Annotated in this window: 18 protein-coding genes; 13 read left to right on the forward strand and 5 right to left on the reverse strand. The window is 59.4% G+C overall.

From position 1 onward, the window contains the following. Positions 1-42 precede the first annotated feature (42 nt). Positions 43-1443, forward strand: a complete 1401-nt coding sequence (locus tag ACZ5RI_RS01180) for a cryptochrome/photolyase family protein (RefSeq protein ID WP_464514289.1) — start codon at positions 43-45, stop codon at positions 1441-1443. Here the strand turns inward: ACZ5RI_RS01180 and ACZ5RI_RS01185 are convergent. From ACZ5RI_RS01185 to ACZ5RI_RS01195, 3 genes are all read right to left on the reverse strand, one after another. Further along, positions 1413-2297 (reverse strand): LysR substrate-binding domain-containing protein, encoded by an 885-nt coding sequence (locus ACZ5RI_RS01185; protein ID WP_464514290.1) that lies wholly within the window; start codon positions 2295-2297, stop codon positions 1413-1415. The genes ACZ5RI_RS01180 and ACZ5RI_RS01185 overlap by 31 nt on opposite strands. Before the next feature lie 10 nt (positions 2298-2307). Then, positions 2308-3327 (reverse strand): YeiH family protein, encoded by a 1020-nt coding sequence (locus ACZ5RI_RS01190; RefSeq protein ID WP_464514291.1) that lies wholly within the window; start codon positions 3325-3327, stop codon positions 2308-2310. Positions 3328-3437: 110 nt separating this feature from the next. Then, positions 3438-4868 carry a leucyl aminopeptidase family protein gene (locus ACZ5RI_RS01195; RefSeq protein WP_464514292.1) on the reverse strand — a complete coding sequence of 477 codons (1431 nt, stop codon included), beginning with the start codon at positions 4866-4868 and terminating at the stop codon, positions 3438-3440. Positions 4869-4982: 114 nt separating this feature from the next. Here ACZ5RI_RS01195 and ACZ5RI_RS01200 point away from each other — a divergent pair, with 114 nt between their 5' ends. From ACZ5RI_RS01200 to ACZ5RI_RS01250, 11 genes are all read left to right on the forward strand, one after another. Next, a complete protein-coding gene (locus ACZ5RI_RS01200) occupies positions 4983-5633 on the forward strand; it encodes a glutathione S-transferase family protein (RefSeq protein ID WP_464514293.1) in 651 nt (216 codons plus the stop codon). A 74-nt stretch (positions 5634-5707) separates the two neighbouring features. Next, the gene (locus tag ACZ5RI_RS01205; protein WP_464514294.1) at positions 5708-6421 is read left to right on the forward strand and encodes a tetratricopeptide repeat protein; all 714 of its coding nucleotides are present in this window, start codon (positions 5708-5710) and stop codon (positions 6419-6421) included. Positions 6422-6605: 184 nt separating this feature from the next. Then, positions 6606-7385, forward strand: a complete 780-nt coding sequence (locus ACZ5RI_RS01210) for a Rossmann-like domain-containing protein (RefSeq protein WP_464514295.1) — start codon at positions 6606-6608, stop codon at positions 7383-7385. Beyond that, positions 7382-8416, forward strand: a complete 1035-nt coding sequence (locus tag ACZ5RI_RS01215) for a FecCD family ABC transporter permease (RefSeq protein WP_464514296.1) — start codon at positions 7382-7384, stop codon at positions 8414-8416. The genes ACZ5RI_RS01210 and ACZ5RI_RS01215 overlap by 4 nt, the downstream gene beginning before the upstream one ends. Next, positions 8413-9180, forward strand: a complete 768-nt coding sequence (locus ACZ5RI_RS01220) for an ABC transporter ATP-binding protein (protein WP_464514297.1) — start codon at positions 8413-8415, stop codon at positions 9178-9180. The genes ACZ5RI_RS01215 and ACZ5RI_RS01220 overlap by 4 nt, the downstream gene beginning before the upstream one ends. 9 nt (positions 9181-9189) lie before the next feature. After that, positions 9190-10284 carry an iron ABC transporter substrate-binding protein gene (locus ACZ5RI_RS01225; protein WP_464514298.1) on the forward strand — a complete coding sequence of 365 codons (1095 nt, stop codon included), beginning with the start codon at positions 9190-9192 and terminating at the stop codon, positions 10282-10284. Between the two features lie 8 nt (positions 10285-10292). Then, positions 10293-11147, forward strand: coding sequence for a TrmO family methyltransferase domain-containing protein (locus ACZ5RI_RS01230; RefSeq protein ID WP_464514299.1), 855 nt, complete (start codon positions 10293-10295; stop codon positions 11145-11147). Between the two features lie 21 nt (positions 11148-11168). Further along, complete coding sequence (locus ACZ5RI_RS01235) at positions 11169-11408, forward strand: putative Se/S carrier protein (RefSeq protein ID WP_464514300.1); 240 nt, start codon at positions 11169-11171, stop codon at positions 11406-11408. Further along, positions 11405-12550 carry an aminotransferase class V-fold PLP-dependent enzyme gene (locus ACZ5RI_RS01240; protein ID WP_464514301.1) on the forward strand — a complete coding sequence of 382 codons (1146 nt, stop codon included), beginning with the start codon at positions 11405-11407 and terminating at the stop codon, positions 12548-12550. Before ACZ5RI_RS01235 ends, ACZ5RI_RS01240 begins: the two co-directional genes overlap by 4 nt. Next, on the forward strand, positions 12547-13359 hold the full coding sequence (locus ACZ5RI_RS01245; protein WP_464514302.1) for a succinate dehydrogenase/fumarate reductase transmembrane subunit: 813 nt from the start codon (positions 12547-12549) through the stop codon (positions 13357-13359). Before ACZ5RI_RS01240 ends, ACZ5RI_RS01245 begins: the two co-directional genes overlap by 4 nt. Positions 13360-13576: 217 nt before the next feature. Further along, positions 13577-15691 carry a TonB-dependent receptor plug domain-containing protein gene (locus ACZ5RI_RS01250; RefSeq protein ID WP_464514303.1) on the forward strand — a complete coding sequence of 705 codons (2115 nt, stop codon included), beginning with the start codon at positions 13577-13579 and terminating at the stop codon, positions 15689-15691. A gap of 102 nt (positions 15692-15793) precedes the next feature. Here the strand turns inward: ACZ5RI_RS01250 and ACZ5RI_RS01255 are convergent, their stop codons facing one another. Beyond that, positions 15794-15937, reverse strand: coding sequence for an entericidin A/B family lipoprotein (locus tag ACZ5RI_RS01255; protein WP_464514304.1), 144 nt, complete (start codon positions 15935-15937; stop codon positions 15794-15796). 270 nt (positions 15938-16207) lie between these two features. Between ACZ5RI_RS01255 and ACZ5RI_RS01260 the strand changes: the two genes are divergently transcribed. Then, positions 16208-16927 carry a UTRA domain-containing protein gene (locus tag ACZ5RI_RS01260; RefSeq protein WP_464515519.1) on the forward strand — a complete coding sequence of 240 codons (720 nt, stop codon included), beginning with the start codon at positions 16208-16210 and terminating at the stop codon, positions 16925-16927. Here the strand turns inward: ACZ5RI_RS01260 and ACZ5RI_RS01265 are convergent. Further along, entirely contained in the window at positions 16911-18275 is a 1365-nt protein-coding gene (locus tag ACZ5RI_RS01265; RefSeq protein WP_464514305.1) for a formimidoylglutamate deiminase, read from the reverse strand. The two genes, ACZ5RI_RS01260 and ACZ5RI_RS01265, sit on opposite strands and share 17 nt — an antisense overlap. Between the last annotated feature and the right edge of the window lie 26 nt (positions 18276-18301).

Below are 18301 nucleotides of genomic sequence, written 5' to 3' on the forward strand. Positions count from 1 at the left end.
AGCCATATGAAATTTTTTATCCTTTTCGGATAGTATGTCAGCATGTTGACGATCCTGTGGTTCCGACGCGATCTACGCCGCCATGACCATCCGGCCCTGGCTGAAGCCGCCGCCCGCGGGCCGGTGATTCCGGCCTATGTGCTTGATCCGGAAACACCCATCGGCGGTGCCGGGCGCTGGTGGCTGCACCACTCCCTCGCTGCACTGGAGCGCGATCTGTCCCCGCTGTGGTTCGGCAAAGGCCTGCCGGCCCAGATTCTGCCCCGACTGGCACGGGAAGAAGGCGCCAACGCGGTGGTATGGACCGCCGGGACCACGCCACGGGAAATTCAGACCGATAAGGCGGTGCAGGCAGCGTTAAACCATGCCGGCATTACCGCAAAAATCTGCCCGGCCAACCTTTTGTTCGATGCCACGACGATTAATTCCGGCGGCGGCACCCCTTACAAGGTGTTCACCGCCTTTTGGCGCACCGCGCGCACCCGACCGGTGGCCACACCGTTTCCACCGCCCTATGTCCAGACCCTGCACCCCAATGGCGGGCTGGCACTTGATGCGCTTGAGCTGTTGCCGCAGCCCAACTGGGCGACAGGCTGGGAAACCATCTGGCGGCCCGGGGAACGCGGGGCCTTTACCCAGATGGACGCCTTTATCGCCGCCGGTCTCTCGCAATACGAGGCTAAGCGCGACTACCCGATTGAACCGCACATCTCACGGCTTTCGGCCCATCTGCATTGGGGCGAGCTGTCGGTACGGCTGTTGTGGAACCGTATGCATCTGGTGCCCGGCATCTCTGAAGACGACCGCGACAAGTTCTTAAGCGAAGTGGGCTGGCGCGAATTTGCCCATTACCTGATGCATCACTGGCCTGACACGGTGGAAAAGAACTGGAACCCGTCCTTCGACAGCTACCCCTGGCGCGAAGGCGAGGAGGCCGAAGCCGACCTTGTCGCCTGGCAGCGCGGCATGACCGGCTATCCGCTGGTCGATGCGGGTATGCGCGAGCTGTGGCACACCGGTTTTATGCACAACCGCGTTCGCATGGTGGCGGCAAGCTTTCTGACCAAGCATCTGCGTATTCACTGGCGACGCGGCGTGGACTGGTTCTCCGATACGCTGGTCGATGCTGACCGGGCGGTCAACACCGCCAGCTGGCAATGGGTGGCGGGCTGCGGCGCCGATGCGGCACCCTATTTCCGCATTTTCAATCCGCTGGCTCAGGGTGCCAAATATGATCCCGATGGCGCCTATATCCGCCGCTGGTGTCCGGAACTGGCCGATATTTCCACCGCCCTGCTGCATTCGCAGGACAGCACCGCCCCCAAACAGCGCAGCGCCCAAAGCCGCGATCAGAGCTATCCTTTACCGATTGTGGCCCACGATACCGCGCGGGTCGCCGCGCTGGACGGCTATCAGCGTTTGCGCATCGTCAGCAGAAGCTGATGCAGCGCGGCTTCGGCACGGCTGACACTGCGGGCCGGACTACGAATGAGGTAAAAACGCCGTTTTGGTCCCACCATCTGTAACTGCCGCAAACGGCCATCCTGCACCAGCGGTCCTGCCACCAGATGGGACAGTGCCGCCGCGCCACCACCGGCCAGCACCGCGCTTAGCACCGCCTCGTTCGACGGAAGTTCCAGCGTCAGCATCAAATCCGCCACCGACAGACCCAGCCCGGCCAGCGCGGTTTCAAAGATTGCCCGTGTGCCCGAACCCGGCTCGCGAAAAACCCACGGCAGCGATTTCAGCCTTTCGGCCATACCACGGCCGCGCGGCTGCAAAGCCGGGGCGCACACAACAATCAGCTCGTCCACGGCCACCGCTGTACTGGTCAGATTCGCATCTGCGGCTTCGTCTTCGATCAGGCCGCAATCAACTGAGCCATCACGCACCCATGCCCGGACCTGTTCGGAATTGCCCATCTCGACCGCGATGGCGATGGCGGGATGGGCGGCGCGATAGGCCACCAGCCGGGGCGGTAGCCAGTAATGGGCCACGGTCTGGCTGGCGGCCAGTTGCAGACGACCACGTTTCAGGCCCGCCAGATCCTCCAGCGCCGCCGTCGCCGCCGCCGCACTGGCCAGCACCTGACGCGCCTCGGCCAGAAACAGTCGCCCGGCCACTGTCAGCACCACGCGGCGGCCAATACGGTCGAACAGCTGCACATCATGCTGGCTTTCCAGCGCACGGATCGCGGCACTGACCGCCGACTGGGTCAGATTAAGCACTTTGGCCGCTTCGGTGACATGCTCGCGCGTCGCCACCGCCACGAAAATCCGCAGCTGTTCGAGCGTCATCACCACCCCATCAGAAGATCAGTTTCACGGCAATCAAACCCACTATCGCCACAAAAAGGAAAGCGAAAAATCCCAACAACAGCGGTCGTAAACCCTTGGCATGTAATTTACGGATATCCGTTTCCAGCCCCATGGCACCCAGCGCCATCGTCAGAAGAAAACCCGTAAATTCGTTAAGCGGCAGCTTCACCGTGGTGGGCAGCGGCCAAACGCTGTTGATAATCACCAACGCGACAAAACCGATCACGAACCAAGGCAGCGGCGCCTTCTTATGCTTGGCGGCCACCTGACGACGGCGGGCGTAGAACCCCAGCCCGATCACCAAAGGCGCCAGCATCATCACACGGGTCAGTTTGGCGATGGTGGCAAAATCACCGGACACCGGCCCATCCTGATAGGCGGCGGCAACCACCTGCGCAATCTCATGGATCGAGGCCCCTGCCCACAGACCAAAGGCTTTGGGTGCCAGATGCAGCACCCCAGGCAGCAGCGGATAGGTGAACATGGCAATGGCACCGAACACGGTGACACACGCCACGGCATAGGCGACATCTTCATCCGGTCCTTCGGTCACAGTGTTGACCGCAATCACTGCCGACGCACCGCAGATCGACGTGCCCGCGGCAATCAGTTCAGCCAGTTTACGGTCTACTTTCAACCGGCGCCCGAGCCATTTTGTAAACAAAAAAGTGCTGCACAGCGTGACAAGAATTACCGCCACACCGGACAGCCCCACTTCACGCACTTGGGTCAGGGTGAGCTGTGCCCCCAAAAGTATAATGGCGAAGCGTAGGATCCGGCGCATGGAAAAACCAACACCGGCTTTGGCGGCAACGGGCGTGCCGACGATATTGTGGAACGCCATACCGAGCGCGATAGCCAGAATCATCGGGCTTAACACACCCACACCAGGCATCCGATGCAAGGAAATGGCCATTAACGCGATAGCGGCAGCCAGGAACAGCCCCGGCCCCATTTTTTTAACTGGACTTAATAAAATGGACCGCAATGCGGCTAAGGAATCGGACATGGCTACCCCGGATCAATAATGCGCGGGAAGCCATGCCCGAAAGCCAATGAGTAATCTAATGGATTATTCTGTCCGGATCGTTCGATTTTACAGAACGATCCGGTTTTATTTTACGCTTTTGGGCGACGGGCTTTGCGCGCTTTGGGTTTAGCCGCCGCGTAACGGCCTTCCAGCATGGTAAACAAGGCCCGTAGCGCCGTGGCTTCGCCGCCCAACCGGCGGCCGGGCTTGGGCCGGTCGTTCCAGCCTGCAATATCGAAATGCGCCCAACAGGCAGCCTTTTCGACAAAGCGGTTGAGGAACAGCGCGGCGGTGATCGCCCCGGCATAGCCGTAATGGGGCGCATTGGTCAGATCGGCGACCTTGCTGTCGAGTGCCGATTCATAGCCCCGCCACAGTGGTAACCGCCACAAAGGATCAAAGCTTAACCCCGCCGCCGCCATCAGTTCGGCCGCCAGCTGTTCGTCATCGGTAAAGAAGGGTGGCACTTCCATGCCGGTGGCAATGCGGGCCGCCCCGGTCAGGGTCGCCACATCCAGCAACAGATCGGGCGCGTCGCTGTCGGCTTCAGTAAGCAGATCGGCCAGCACCAGCCGACCTTCAGCATCGGTATTGCCGATCTCGACCGTCAGCCCTTTGCGGCTGGTAAAGACGTCGGACGGGCGATAGGCCGCGCCAGAGACCGAGTTTTCCACCGCACCAATCAACAGACGCAACTGCACATCAAGCCCGCAGGTCATGATCAGATCGGCCAGCGCCAGTGCAACCGCCGCCCCGCCCATATCCTTTTTCATCGTCAGCATGCCCGACGACGGCTTCAGATCGTAACCGCCGGTATCAAAGCACACCCCCTTGCCGACCAGTGTCAGCTTCGGCGCACCCGTGCGGCCCCAGCGCAGATCGATTAACCGGGGGGCGCGTTCCGAGCCCTGCCCCACCGCATAGATCAGCGGATAATTGGCTTTGACCAGCGCTTCGCCAACGATCTGGCTGTATTTGGCGCCATGGACCTTGGCGATTTTACGGGCGGCATCGGCCAGCTCGGCCGGGCCCATCAGATTGGCCGGAGTATTAATCAGATCCCGGGCCAGGAACACGGCACCGGCCAGCGCCTCGATCCGGGCGGCATCGACATCCTCGGGCCAGATCAGCTTAGGCGCAGCGGCCTGGACCTGACGGGCCGCTTTGGCGCCGCTCAGCTTGTAGCGGTACAGCCCCAGCGCCCAGCCCAGCGCCGCCAGCGCGGGATCGGTGCCTTCGGGCAGCATGGCATAGCGATAGGTGCCTGCGGGCAGCTTTTCGGCAAAGGCGGCCAGCGCCAGCGGATCACCGCCCGAGCCCAGCCCCAACAGCGCCGCGCCCAGCTTACCGGTCTCGTCCGGAACCAGCAGCAGGCTTTCCTGTGCGGCACGAAAACCCGCCGCCTGAACGAAGGCGGCCTGTTTTGCCGGCAGCGCCTTGATCACCCCGGCCAGCGTTGCGCCCGTTACCGCATACAAGGCAACTGCCTTGCCGCCCTTTTTTGTGAAGCCATCAAGCATGGGTTGTCCTTTACCAGAAATACGTTTGCCTTTATGGAATTAGTGCCCGTGCCATGCAACAGTGCCGCCGAGGCCGTCGCATTTTAACGGGCTTGAAGCTGGGGGAACGGCGCCATGAGTTACACACTGATTTTGGGCAACAAGAACCTCTCAAGCTGGAGCTTGCGCGCCTATCTCGCCATGCGGGCAACCGGCGCACCCTTCACCGAGGTGGTGATCCCGCTGCACCGACCCGACTCCCATGAGCGGATTGTCAAACATTCGCCTTCGGGCAAGGTGCCCGCTTTGGTGATCGAGGAAAACGGCCAGCATTACACGGTGTGGGACAGTCTGGCGATTTGCGAAACCCTGGCCGAGCGTTTCCCCGGCGCCCATCTGTGGCCGCAGGACCCGGCCCGCCGCGCAATGGCCCGGTCCTTTGCTGCCGAAATGCATTCGGGCTTTATGAACGTACGCGATCAGCTGTCGATGGACTTTGCCCGACGGCTGCCGACGCCCCCGCTCCGCCCCGAAACCGAGGCCGAGATTGCCCATATTCTGGCGTCGTGGGGTGATGTGCTGGCCCGGCATGGCGGCCCGTTTCTGTTTGGCGACTACTCGATTGCCGACATGATGTATGCCCCGGTGGTGTCGCGTTTTCACACCTATGGCGTCAGCCTGCCGCCGGCCGTCGCGGCCTATGGCGTGCGGGTGCTGGCGCTGGCGGCGATGCAAACCTGGATGCATGCCGCCAAGGCCGAAGTGATCACCGAAGGCGATCATTGATCGGTCCGCAGCAAATCGGTAACCTTAGGCATGTACTATTGGGCCGTTCATCGTGCCATGGGGGATTTTTGATCATGCGCCGCACAGCCACACGGGCCGCTACCGCGGCGCTGATTTTCACCCTGCCATTACTGGCGGGCTGCAGCACGGTGGGCCATGCCGTTGTTGATGTTGCAGGCGCCATTATTCCGGTGAGCTGGACCAGCAAAGCCGAACCCCCTGAGACCATGATGGCCGACGATCTCAGCCGGGCGCGCGCCTTGCGCCAGCAGGGCCATCCGGCGGAAGCAGGCCGCATCTTAAGCCAGCTGGTGCTGATCAACCCCGATGACGGCGTAGCTTTGGGTGAATATGGCAAGGTGCTGACCGCACAGGGCCGGGGCCGTGAAGCGGTGGCTTTTTTAAGCCGCGCGGCGCTGATCAGCCCGAAGGACTGGACGCTCTATTCAGCGCTAGGCGTGGCCTATGACCAGAACGGCGAGACGGCCAAAGCCCGGCTGGTTTATGAACATGCTTTGCAGCTGAAGCCCAATGACAGCACCGTGCTGAACAATTATGCCCTGTCACGTGCCATGGCGGGTGATATTGCCGGGGCCCAGAAACTGATCGAACTGGCCGCCGCCAAGGGCAGCAATACCAAAGTGGCAGGTAATCAGGCGATGATCGAAAAGCTGGCTCAGGCTTCTGGCCAAACCTTGCGCGGCAATAAAAAATATCAGGCCACCAGCGGCGCAACGGCAACCGCCAACGCCGCCCCGGTGCTGCACTTAAGCCTGAGCGGCAACTGACACTGCCTAAAAGTTAAGCCACGTGCGACACAAAAAGCCCATGGATGATGCGGCCCCAGTGTCGATGCGACCGCTTTGCGCGCTATGGCCGCAGGGCGCGGGTTCCCACACCGGCGAATTGTAAGCTTCAAGCGACATAAGGAGTGTTAAATTTACACCCACGGATTACCGAGGGGTGTTTTACGTGTCTGCTTTCTGGTCGATCTATGACGCTTTGACGGCGGCCTTGCCAGATGAAGCGCTGCAGGATGTGCTGTGCGGCCTGCATTGGTTTGCGGTGCGCGGGCAAAGCGGTGTCGGGCTGGCAATGACGCCGGGCGAAGGACCGAATGCCCTGCCGGATGCAGGCCATTACACCGATGCCACAGCCGGTTTTGCCAAACTGAGCGATCTGGCCCGCCTTTCGCGTTCGTGGAACTTCGCCGAAGCGGCATTAGGACTGGCGGCGATCAATGCCGGCTTCAACAGCCCGGCGACGGTGACGAAAGCCTTCGCCACGGATCACCGCAGCCTGCCGACCGAAAATATTTTCGATTACCTTGTGCCGGAAATGCGTGGCCGCAAGGTGGCAGTGATCGGCCATTTCGCCGGGCTGGAAAAACTGCGCGAGATTTGCACCCTGAGCATTCTGGAGCGCCAGCCGCTGTCCGGCGATATGCCCGATCCGGCCTGTGAAGCGATCCTGCCCGAACAAGATATCGTCATCGCCACGGCGACCACGCTGATCAACAAAACCCTGCCACGGCTGATGGAACTATCCCGCGGGGCCCGCTTCATCCTGGCCGGGCCGAGCACGCCACTGACCCCGGTATTGTTCGACTATGGCATCGACACGCTGGCCGGGCTGGTCATCGAGGATCCGGCAACCGTCTGGCGTACGATAGGTCAGGGCGGCAAGCACCAGTTGTTCGGCACGGGGGCCCGCATGGTGACGATCAGCCGGCGTAAGGCTGCCGCTGCATGAGCGCTATCGGACAGAGCATGGTTCGTATTGCAGCAGAGCGCAAAGCGCTGCCGCTTTTCGGGTTATCGCTTTTGTTGCTGGTGATTTTAGCGTTGTCGCTGTCGCTCGGCCGCTACAGCGTGCCGCTGCACACCTGGTACGACGTGCTGTTCGCGCCCGATCATGGCGGCATTGCCGGGCTGGTGCTGATGCAGGTACGCCTGCCACGCATCGCCGCCGGAATTCTGATCGGCGCCGCTCTGTCAGTGGCGGGGGCGTCCTATCAGGGCCTGTTCCGCAATCCGATGGTATCGCCCGACATTCTGGGTGCCACCGCCGGTGCCGGGTTCGGAGCATCGGCAGCGATCTTATTTGGCTGTGGCATTATCGGCGTTCAACTGGCCGCCTTTGCCTTTGGTTTGATTGCAGTGCTGATCGTGTGGGGGCTGGCGAGCCTTTTGGCGCACAAAAGTGACCCCATACTGACGCTGGTGCTGGTCGGCATCATTGTCGGTGCGCTGTTCATGGCGCTGGTCTCAATGGTCAAATATGTTGCCGACCCTTACAGCAAATTACCGGCGATTACCTTCTGGCTGATGGGCAGCCTTGCCGCCATCACCCCGCGCGATGCGATCCTGTCAGGCATTCCGATGATCCTTGGCCTGATCCCGCTGCTGCTACTGCGCTGGCGGCTTAACGTCATGGCTTTTGGCGAAGAAGAAGCCCGTGCACTGGGCGTCAACACCACAAAATTGCGTGCCATTGTCATCGCCTGCGCCACCTTGCTGGCGGCATCGGCGGTGGCGGTGGCCGGGGTAATCGGCTGGGTCGGGCTGGTTATTCCGCATCTGGCCCGCATGATAGTCGGGCCCAATTACAAAATCCTGCTCCCGGCTTCGATGCTGCTGGGGGCGGGGTATCTTCTGCTGGTCGACGATCTGGCTCGCAGCCTTTATGCCACCGAAATTCCACTGGGCATCGTCACCGCGCTGATCGGTGCGCCGTTCTTTCTCTATCTGATGACCCGCACGGGCCGGGGTGGCTGGTCATGAGACTGGAACTTGACCATCTCACCTGTGGCTATGGCAGGCGCAGCGTGGTGCGCGATGTTTCGCTCAAGGTTGGCAGTGGCGAGGCCCTCTATCTGCTTGGTCCCAATGGATCGGGTAAGACCACTTTGTTCAAGACGGTGCTCGGCCTTTTGCCACGCATGGGCGGCACCATATCTATGGATGGTGAAGATATTACCGACTGGCCCGCACAGAAACTGGCCAGCAAAATCGCTTATGTGCCGCAGGCACACACCCCGCCCTTTGCCTTTACTGTGCTGGACGTGGTGCTGACCGCCCGCAGCGCCCATATCGGTCTGTTCGCTACGCCGGGGCGTAAGGACGAGGCGATTGCCAAAGCGGCGCTGGCCACCATGGGCGTCGGGCATCTGGCCGGGGCACGCTACACCGAGATCAGTGGCGGCGAGCGCCAATTGGTGCTGATTGCCCGGGCGATTGCACAGGAAACCCCACTGCTGATGATGGATGAGCCCGCCGCCAATCTCGATTTCGGCAACCAACTCCATCTGCTGCACAAGGTGCGGGCGCTGACCCAGGCCGGTTACGGCCTGATCATCACCACCCACCAGCCCGACCATGCTTTTTCCAGCGCCAGCAAAGTGGCGTTGCTGCATCAGGGACAACTGATTGGCCTTGGGGTGCCTGAAGACGTCATGACGGCAGAGAAACTGCACCAAGCCTATGGCGTGAAAGTGCGCGTGATTGTCAATGACGGGATCCGCATCTGCGCCCCGGTCATCGGGTAGGGGAATAAAATGAAGCGTTATGCCGGTCTTTTAACATTCATCTGTACGCTGTCATTTTTGGTGCTGGCCATAGCCCCGCAAAGCGATGCAGCCCCCCATGCAGCCCCAACCCGCCCGATAACCGATATGGTCGGGCGCAAACTGGACGTGCCGCAGCATGTCCACAAAGTCTATTGCATGAGCCCGGTCTGCCAGGTGGTGCTCTACACCCTGGCCCCCGACCTGATGGCTGGCTGGAACTATAAACCGGAAGCCGGCGAGTATGCTCTGCTGGTGTCGCCTTATCGCGATCTGCCGGTGCTGGGGGGCTGGTTTGGCAAAAGTAACACCGGCAATCTGGAAGAAATCCTCAAAAGCCATCCCGACCTGATGATCTCGCTGGGCGATCCGATGGCCACCGCCACCGCCGAACAAGTTCAGGCCCAGACAAAAATTCCGGTCTATATCGGTGGCTGGGGCTTGCGCCAGCTGCCCGATGTGTATCGCGCGCTGGGTAAATTACTCGGCCGCGAAGCCCGTGCCAAAGTGCTGGCCGATTACTGCCAGCACGCCTTGCAGGATGTCGAAAACAAGGTGCGCAAGATTCCACTCAGCCAACGCAAACGGATTTATTATGCTGAAGGACCGACCGGCTTGAGCACCGATCCGGGCACATCGGCCCATTCCGAATCCATTATCTTTGCCGGTGGCGTCAATGTCGCCGCGGTACCGGAGCAAAAAGGCTATGGCCAGACGGCCGTCTCGCTCGAACAGGTGCTGAACTGGAACCCCGATATTATTATCGCCGGCTATGACCATATGTCGTCACCCGGCACATTTTATCAGGACATCTGGCATCAGCCCTTATGGGCACAGGTCAAGGCGGTAAAAAACCGCGATGTCTATGAGGCCCCGCAATATCCCTTCAACTGGATCGACCGGCCACCATCGGCCAACCGCATCATCGGCATCCGCTGGATGGCCCATCTGTTTTATCCCAAACAGTTTGCCTTCGATCTCAAGGAAGAAACCCGCAAATTCTATCAGTTATTTTACCACAAAGCTTTGAGCGATGCCGAGCTGAACAAGCTTCTCGCCCAGGCAGTCAAACCTTCACAGCCTTAGGAGTTATCATGTCTGTTGCAGCCCGTTCCTGGCAGGACCCGGTTACCATTACCCCGGTGGGTGTGGTGGTTTCCGATTTCAACGATTTCACCCAGCCGACCGATTATGACAGCGAAAGCGTGATCGAGTTTCGCCCCGAGCTGACCGATGCGCTGATCGGCATTGAACATTTCTCGCATATTCACGTGCTGTATTATCAGCATCGTCGGCTCGAATGGCAAAAAGCCATGGGACTGTCGAACACCGACGAACAGGTGCTGACTATGCCGATGTCGGGTGAGCCGAGCTGTAAGGGCATCTACACCACCCGCACCCCGGCGCGGCCGTCCGGCACCGGGTCCTGCATTGTCGAATTCGTTGGCCGGGATAAAAACCGCCTGACCGTACGGGGCCTTGATGCCTTCAATGGTACATCTGTGCTGGATATCAAAATCTATATTCCGCGCTATGACAGCTTTCCAATGGCTGATGCGCCGCTGCATTGGTGCGCCCGTCACGACATGGGGGTGACATCCCGTCTGTTACACTGGGATACGATGAATGTCGGCCTGACGCTGGGTTTGCGTGCCGGGGCCCGCGCCTTACGCGAGCTTGGTATCAGCCGGGGACAAGCCCGCTTTGCCACGGTGCATGGCGGCCACTTTTTCGCACAGGGCATCGAAGGGACCACCGGATGCAGCAGCCTGCGCCAAAGCATGGCGTTCGAGGACCATTCACGGGCCATGTCCGAATGGTTGCTGAAACTGGAAACCAGCGATGGCCACAGCGTCAGCATCCAGCTGCATGACCGGCTTTATGCCGGTGCGGACGAGGTCTTAAGCCTGTCGGACGAGATTTTATTTTCCACCGTTACCGTAGCCTGAAGCCAGCAAGGAACCCGGAACATGCGGCTGTTCGCCTTTGCCTCGCTAAGTCAGGTACAGCGCTTGCGCCGGGTTTTGCTCGATCAGGGGTATTTTGTCGATATGATCCGTACCCCGCGGACTTTACATCTGTCTGGCTGCGGCTTTTGTCTGAAGGCGGGCGAGGATTTGGCCGGTCAGATCCGAGCCGCGGCACAGGCGGCAGACATTGACATTCTGACCGAAGCCGAAGCCCCGGCAGCAGGGACACCCGCGGCATGATCTATCTTGACCATGCCGCCACATCCTGGCCCAAACCACCCGGCGTAATTGCGGCCGTAACGACAGCGCTGCAGACGGCGGGTAATCCCGGCCGTAGCGGCCACCGGCTTGCCATGGCGGGGGCCGAATATGTCTATCGCGCCCGCGAAGCGGTGGCTGAATTGTTTGCCATACCCGATCCGCTGCGGATCGTTTTTACCGCCGGGGCAACCGCCGCACTGAATCTGGCCCTCAAAGGGGTACTGAAACCCGGCGACCATGTGGTGTTTTCCGGCCTTGAGCATAATGCGGTCTGGCGACCCTTAAAAAAACTGCAAGCCCAGGGCGTGCATTTGACCATGGTGGCACCATCCCCCGATGGCAGTATCAGTGCCGATAAGGCGGCTGAGGCGATTTCACCCGCCACAAAACTGATCGTACTGACCCATGCCTCCAATGTTAACGGCCAGTTGAACGACATTGCCGCCATGGCTGCCGTGGCCCATGACCATGGCGCCCTGTTACTGGTCGACGCAGCACAGACCGCAGGCAGTGTACCGATTGCAGCCCCGGCCATGGCGATCGATCTCATGGCCTTTGCCGGTCATAAAGGCTTGCTTGGTCCGCAAGGTGTCGGCGGGCTCTATATTCGCCCCGGCCTGATGCTCGACACGCTGATCGAAGGCGGCACCGGCAGCGCATCCGCCAGCCCGTCACAACCCGATATTCTGCCAGATCGCTATGAAAGCGGTACACTGAACGTTTCGGGGCTGGCCGGACTTGAGGCTGGTATCCGCTATGTGTTGTCCATCGGGGTTGAAACGATTTACCGTCAGGAGCAGGCGCTGCTGCGACGACTGATTGCAGGTTTACAGCAGATCCCTGCGCTGCAGCTTTACGGCCCCGCCATCAACGCAGCGCGGGCAGGCGTGGTTGCGTGCAACATCGATGGTTATGATTGCGAAACGGCCGCCACGCTTCTGGAAGAGCGCTATGCCATTGCCACCCGGGCCGGTTTGCATTGCGCGCCACTGGCACATCGCATGCAAGGAACCCTGACATGTGGCAGCTTGCGCCTCAGCCTGGGGGCAAGTTCAACGACCAATGATGTTGATAGCGCCCTGGCAGCCATAACCGCCTTGGCGGAAAGGCGACAAGCATGACGGATAGCGGACACAACTGCAGCTGCGGTGGTCACCACGAAGCCCAGAAGGCCCCATCACACCAATGCGGTTGTGGCGGGCACCATGGCACGACCAAAACAGAAAAATGCGGCTGCGGCGGCCATGCCAGCGCCGCCCCGAAAAAGACGACCGCCTGCAATTGTAAATCCTTACGCCTGCCACGGCGCATTCATGCGGTCAGTGCCGTTTTCTTCGGTTTGTTCCTGATCGTGCATCTGGCAGTCAACGCCACCGCGCTGCACCCACCGGCGTTTATCAGTGCATCCGGTGAGATTCACAGCGTTATCACGCAACTACCCTATATCACACTGTTTCTGGTTTTCCTGCCGCTGGTGGTTCAGATCGGCAGTGGTCTGCACCTGTTATCGCAGGAAGGCTTGCGTTATAACAGTGGCGGTTGCAACCGTGGCAGCACCTTGCGTTTTTTCCTGCAACGGGCAAGCGCCATCGCGGTGCTGATTTTTGTCACGCTGCATCTGGGTACGCTGCATCAATGGGGCTGGCACAGGGTTCCCCATCAAAGTGCCGGTTCCCCGACCGGTTATGCCACCACGCAATTATTCCCCGCCTTTGGAGCCATCCTGTCACTGCTGTTTCTGCTCGGCCTGACTGCTATGGTGTATCATCTGGCCAACGGAGCCATTACCGGGGCGCATGTTTGGGGCATTATCAAAACGGATCGGGCTAAAGGGATTTGGCGACGGCTGTGCGCCACCGCAGGCGTTTGCCTGCTGGTCGCCGGTATCGCAGCCTTTATCGGTTTTGGCATACCCGGAATGTCGCATTAAACATACTGCCTATGTTTTAACACGTCATTGGGACATGCTGCCCAATAGCCATGCACACATAATGGTATTTATACATCACCCTTCACCAAAGCCGCTTTAACCCCACCCACAGGCGTCAGGCGCGACAACCCGTAACGTCTTCTAAAAAAGTCTTTGTCTTATAAAAAAGACATTAGGGATGTGCGGCAGACGCGCCGCCTTGTGAGGGGATTTGGTTATGAAATATGGCCTTTTATGGTGTTCTGTTTCGGTATTGCCGCTGATGGCCACAGCGGCCTTTGCCGCCGACACCACAGATATCAGTGGCGATGTTTTTGGTCTGGGCCGTATTGAGCAAGTTACGGTCACCGGCACGCGCGGTGACACGGCCATCGGCGAAACCACCGTCGACAAAGATCAGCTATATCAATATGGCGCCACCACGCTGGACAAGGCGCTGGAGCTGGTGCCCGGGGTTTCGACATCGACCACCGGCGGCACCCGCAATGAAAAGCTGTTTTTCATCCGGGGGTTTGACCGCTTCCAGTCACCGCTTTATGTCGATGGCATCCGCATTTATCTGCCTGCCGATAACCGTCTGGATATCAGTTTTTTCAACACAGGTGATTTGGCTGAAATTCAGGTTGAAAAGGGCTATGTCTCGATTTTAAGCGGCCCCGGCGCTATTGGTGGCGCGATCAATATGGTAACGCGCAAACCATCCGAAGCCCTGGAGTATGAAGCGTCAGCGGGGTCGGCGTTCGGAACCGAGGGCTATGACGGCTTTACCGGCACCACCCGGATTGGAACGAAGCAGAAGAATTTTTATCTGCAGGCCGGGGCCAGCATTACCAAATACGACCATACTGACCTATCGGAGGATTTTGTTCCGACCGCCAACGAAGATGGCGGCAAGCGCAACCACACAGCCACCCGCAATTACAGCCTGAATCTCAAAGCGGGCTGGACTCCGAACGCGACCGACGAATACTCGATCAGCTACACCGGGCAATGGGGCCGCAAAGAAGCCCCCTATTCAACCGTGGATGCCGTCAGTTCGCAGAAAAACTGGACCTGGCCTAACTGGGATGTGCAGAACATTTATTTTCTGTCGAATACCGCACTTAACGAATCTGCCCACATCAAAACCCGCGCCTTTTACAGCGTGTTCCGCAACGGGCTTTATGCCTTTGACGATGCGACCTTCTCAACACAGACCTTAGGTAAATCCTTCCGCAGTTATTATTCGGACTATGCCTATGGCGGCAATATCGAGGGGGATTACGATTTCGGCACACGCGACAGCCTGAAACTCAGCTATTTTTACCGCCGCGATAGCCATACCGAATGGCAGACCACCTACAAGCCAGCCCTGACCGAACCCAAGCAGGTTAGTGTCGAGGATACCCACTCGATTGCTGCCGAAAACCGCCTGCGGTTAAGCGATAATCTCGATTTCCTGCTCGGTGCCAGCTATGATTACCGCCACCTGCTTGAAGCACATGATTACAGCTCAGGGTTCTTGACCTATCCCAGAGCGGACGATGATGCCATCAATCTGCAGGGCCAGCTGATCTATGATTTTGGCACCATCGGCAATGTGCATGCCAGCATTTCTGACCGCACACGTTTTCCGACCTTATTTGATCGTTACAGCACTAAGTTCAACACAACCTTATCAAACCCGGATCTCAACGCCGAACGGGCGATCAATTATGAAATCGGCGGGCATTGGAACCTGTTTGAAGGCACCAAAATCGATGCCGCGGTCTTCTACAGCAAGGTCAATCGCGCGCTGGAATCGGTATCGATTAATTTCTGCGATACAACATCAACAAAAAAATCAAATTGCACCGGATCGGGCGGGGCAGCCGGGGTTCTGACCAGCACAACGCAAACCCAGAATGTCGGCAATGGCGATTATGTCGGCTTTGAAGTGTCTGCCGATACGATCATTACCGATGGGCTGACGGCCGGTGTGCGCTATAGTTACACCGACCGCAGCATGGATGCGCAGAGCGAAGACAATCCGGCACTGACCACCGGCTATCATCTGACCGGTATGCCCAACAGCCAGCTGTTCGCCTTTGTCACCTGGCAGTTGCTGCCGTCGCTGTCGCTGACCCCCAACATCCAGACCGCCAGCAACCGCTGGTCCACCAACACGGCGGGGACGTCTTATTTCAAGATGGGGTCCTATACATTGTTCAATCTGCAGGCGGATTATGCCCTGACTGATAAACTCGATCTTTCGGTCAGTGCCAAGAATCTGTTCGATGTCAATTATGCCCTGACCTATGGCTTCCCGGAGCAGGGTCGCAACATTTACGCTGCGTTGCGTTTTAAATCTTAAAGCGGCGTATCAAAATCAAAACGCCTTGCAGGGACTGACCCTGCAAGGCGCTTGATTTATCAGGCCACGGGATCAGCGTGGCAAACCATCGGGATGTGCAGATTACTTCGCAGTCCGCTCGATGCTCTTGCCGACATGCGAGATATCCTCGCCCGCCCCGGCAATCGTGTGGCAAGCGTTGAGCAGCAGCACTGCACCGGCCATTGCCAGCACCTTGACCACCAAATTCGCTTTTGCCTTGCGCATAGACATCATCCTTGTCATCGTTTCACCGGCTGCATCACCCACAGAAGGCGGCAACCTCTGCTATTAAAGCGGAAAGCCCGCTATAGGGTCAATAGCGCAGGGGGCGCTGTACCGTAACCTCGCCCCGGCAGAAACGCGCCTTGGTTGCGCATCCCATCGAAGCGGGATAACAAATAGCGGTGGCTATCTGAACGGCACCTGAACGTTATGGCAGCAGCCAAAACATCCCGCGCTAAACCCGCCTCCCTGCACGATACAATTTTGCGGGATGTGCAAGGTAAAATCCTCAAAGGTACCTGGCCACCGGGCCACCGCATTCCGTTTGAAACCGATATGGCGCAACAGTATGGCTGCTCGCGCATGACGGTTAACAAGGTACTAACCCAGCTGACCGAATCGGGTTTTCTGGAGCGTAAACGTAAGCTTGGCACCGTGGTGCGTGTGCCGGTGATCCAGTCCGCCGTGCTGGAAATCACCGATATTGAACGTGAAATCACCACACTGGGGCGCGATTATAGTTACCGGCTGATCGCACGGGCTTTGCGCAAAGCCAGCACTGAGGAACGCGAGTTGCTCGGGCTGAAAGCGAGTGCTGTGCCACGCACCATATTGGCACTGGATTGTCTGCATTATGCCGATGGGCAGCCTTTTTGCGTCGAGGAACGGCTGATCAACCCGCGCGCCGTGACCGCCGCCAGGACCGCCGATTTTACCGAAGTTCCACCGGGTGGATGGCTGCTGAAACAAGTGCCGTGGAGCACCGCGCGCCATCAGATCACTGCCGTCGGGGCCACGGCCAGGCTGGCGGCGCGTCTGGGGATAAAACGCGGCACCGCCTGTCTGGTGGTCAGCCGCTATACCGAGCTGAACGGTGTGCCGGTCACCTTTGTCCGGCTGAATTATCCCGGCGACAAGCATCAGCTGGTCGCCCAGTTCACGCCGCCGGGCGAAGCGCAGATGAACGCCCGCCGCTCTAGGGCGCATCCATGACCGCACGCACGGTGCGGGCAAAGTCTGCCGCGATGGCTTCGCGCCCGATATGACAACCGGCCTGCACCACCTGCTGCCCGGCCACCCAGACATCGCGCACCCGCATGCTGTCGGTAAAGATCCAGCGGTCGAGGATGGTATCCCCCGCCGCCGGTAATCCGAGCGCATCATCCAGTGCCACCATATCCGCCGGGGCACCCACGGCCAACCCCAGCCCCGGGTCATCCAGTGCCAGTACCCCACCGGCATAGGCGGCATCAAACAAGGCCCGGCCAGTCGAACCATTATCCGCGGCCAACACAGCGCGTTGTTTCAGATGGACGCGTTGCAGATATTCCAGTGTGCGCAGCTCGGCCGCGGCAGAAATCTGAATAGTACTGTCACTGCCAATGCCAAAACGGCCACCCGCGGCCAGATACGCTGCGGTGGGAAAAATCCCGTCACCCAGATTGCATTCCGTAATCGGGCACAGCCCCGCCACGGCACCACGGGCGGCTAAGGCGCGGGTTTCCGCTTCGGTCACATGGGTAGCGTGGATCAGGCACCAGCGCACATCGACCGGCGCATTATGCAGCAGCCACTCGATCGGGCGGGCACCGTAAAAGGCCTTACAATCTTCGACCTCGCGCAATTGTTCGGCGGCATGGATATGAAACGGCCCCTTTGAATAGGCGGCGCAAAGCGCGGTTAACTCTGCTGCACTGACCGCGCGCAGGGAATGCGGTGCTACACCCAGCCTCCAGCCGACATGATCCGCCAGATGAGCGCGGGCACGCTCCATCAGCCGGTGAAAACCATCGAGATCGTTTATAAAACGGCGCTGACCGGGGCTAGGCGGGACGGCACCAAAGTCACTGTGGGCATAGAAAACCGGCAACAAAGTCAGATTGATCCCGGCCTGATCGGCTGCCGCGGCGATCTGCCCGGCCATTTCCCCGCGGTCGGCATAGGGCGCGCCATCACGATCATGGTGCAGATAGTGGAATTCACCAATGCGGGTAAAACCTGCTTCCAGCATCTCAACATAGACTTGCGCCGCAATCGTGCGCATCTGATCGGGCGACAGGGTATGGGCAAAACGATACATCACCTCGCGCCATGTCCAGAAACTGTCAACCGGGTGCCCGCGCCGCTCAGCCAGCCCCGCCATACCACGCTGAAAGGCATGGCTGTGCACGTTGCTAAGGCCGGGCAGCAGGGCATGGGCAACCATATCACCGCCTTGGGCTTGCGCCGCCGTGGTCAGGGCCGTGATGATGCCACCGGTCATATGAATGCGCAGGTTGGGCTGCCAGCCCGTATCGGTCAGGGCCCAGCTGGCGAAAATCGTTTTAGGATCGGCGGTCATGACAAATTTCCTAACGGGCCGGGATA

This window comes from Micropepsis pineolensis (assembly GCF_055392125.1).

What these genes read in the sequence shown, in the direction of transcription:
- ACZ5RI_RS01180 (WP_464514289.1), top strand. Translation starts at nt 43, where the DNA reads ATGTTGACGATCCTGTGGTTCCGACGCGATCTACGCCGCCATGACCAT.
- ACZ5RI_RS01185 (WP_464514290.1), bottom strand. Translation starts at nt 2,297, where the DNA reads ATGACGCTCGAACAGCTGCGGATTTTCGTGGCGGTGGCGACGCGCGAG.
- ACZ5RI_RS01190 (WP_464514291.1), bottom strand. Translation starts at nt 3,327, where the DNA reads ATGTCCGATTCCTTAGCCGCATTGCGGTCCATTTTATTAAGTCCAGTT.
- ACZ5RI_RS01195 (WP_464514292.1), bottom strand. Translation starts at nt 4,868, where the DNA reads ATGCTTGATGGCTTCACAAAAAAGGGCGGCAAGGCAGTTGCCTTGTAT.
- ACZ5RI_RS01200 (WP_464514293.1), top strand. Translation starts at nt 4,983, where the DNA reads ATGAGTTACACACTGATTTTGGGCAACAAGAACCTCTCAAGCTGGAGC.
- ACZ5RI_RS01205 (WP_464514294.1), top strand. Translation starts at nt 5,708, where the DNA reads ATGCGCCGCACAGCCACACGGGCCGCTACCGCGGCGCTGATTTTCACC.
- ACZ5RI_RS01215 (WP_464514296.1), top strand. Translation starts at nt 7,382, where the DNA reads ATGAGCGCTATCGGACAGAGCATGGTTCGTATTGCAGCAGAGCGCAAA.
- ACZ5RI_RS01220 (WP_464514297.1), top strand. Translation starts at nt 8,413, where the DNA reads ATGAGACTGGAACTTGACCATCTCACCTGTGGCTATGGCAGGCGCAGC.
- ACZ5RI_RS01225 (WP_464514298.1), top strand. Translation starts at nt 9,190, where the DNA reads ATGAAGCGTTATGCCGGTCTTTTAACATTCATCTGTACGCTGTCATTT.
- ACZ5RI_RS01230 (WP_464514299.1), top strand. Translation starts at nt 10,293, where the DNA reads ATGTCTGTTGCAGCCCGTTCCTGGCAGGACCCGGTTACCATTACCCCG.
- ACZ5RI_RS01235 (WP_464514300.1), top strand. Translation starts at nt 11,169, where the DNA reads ATGCGGCTGTTCGCCTTTGCCTCGCTAAGTCAGGTACAGCGCTTGCGC.
- ACZ5RI_RS01240 (WP_464514301.1), top strand. Translation starts at nt 11,405, where the DNA reads ATGATCTATCTTGACCATGCCGCCACATCCTGGCCCAAACCACCCGGC.
- ACZ5RI_RS01245 (WP_464514302.1), top strand. Translation starts at nt 12,547, where the DNA reads ATGACGGATAGCGGACACAACTGCAGCTGCGGTGGTCACCACGAAGCC.
- ACZ5RI_RS01250 (WP_464514303.1), top strand. Translation starts at nt 13,577, where the DNA reads ATGAAATATGGCCTTTTATGGTGTTCTGTTTCGGTATTGCCGCTGATG.
- ACZ5RI_RS01255 (WP_464514304.1), bottom strand. Translation starts at nt 15,937, where the DNA reads ATGCGCAAGGCAAAAGCGAATTTGGTGGTCAAGGTGCTGGCAATGGCC.
- ACZ5RI_RS01265 (WP_464514305.1), bottom strand. Translation starts at nt 18,275, where the DNA reads ATGACCGCCGATCCTAAAACGATTTTCGCCAGCTGGGCCCTGACCGAT.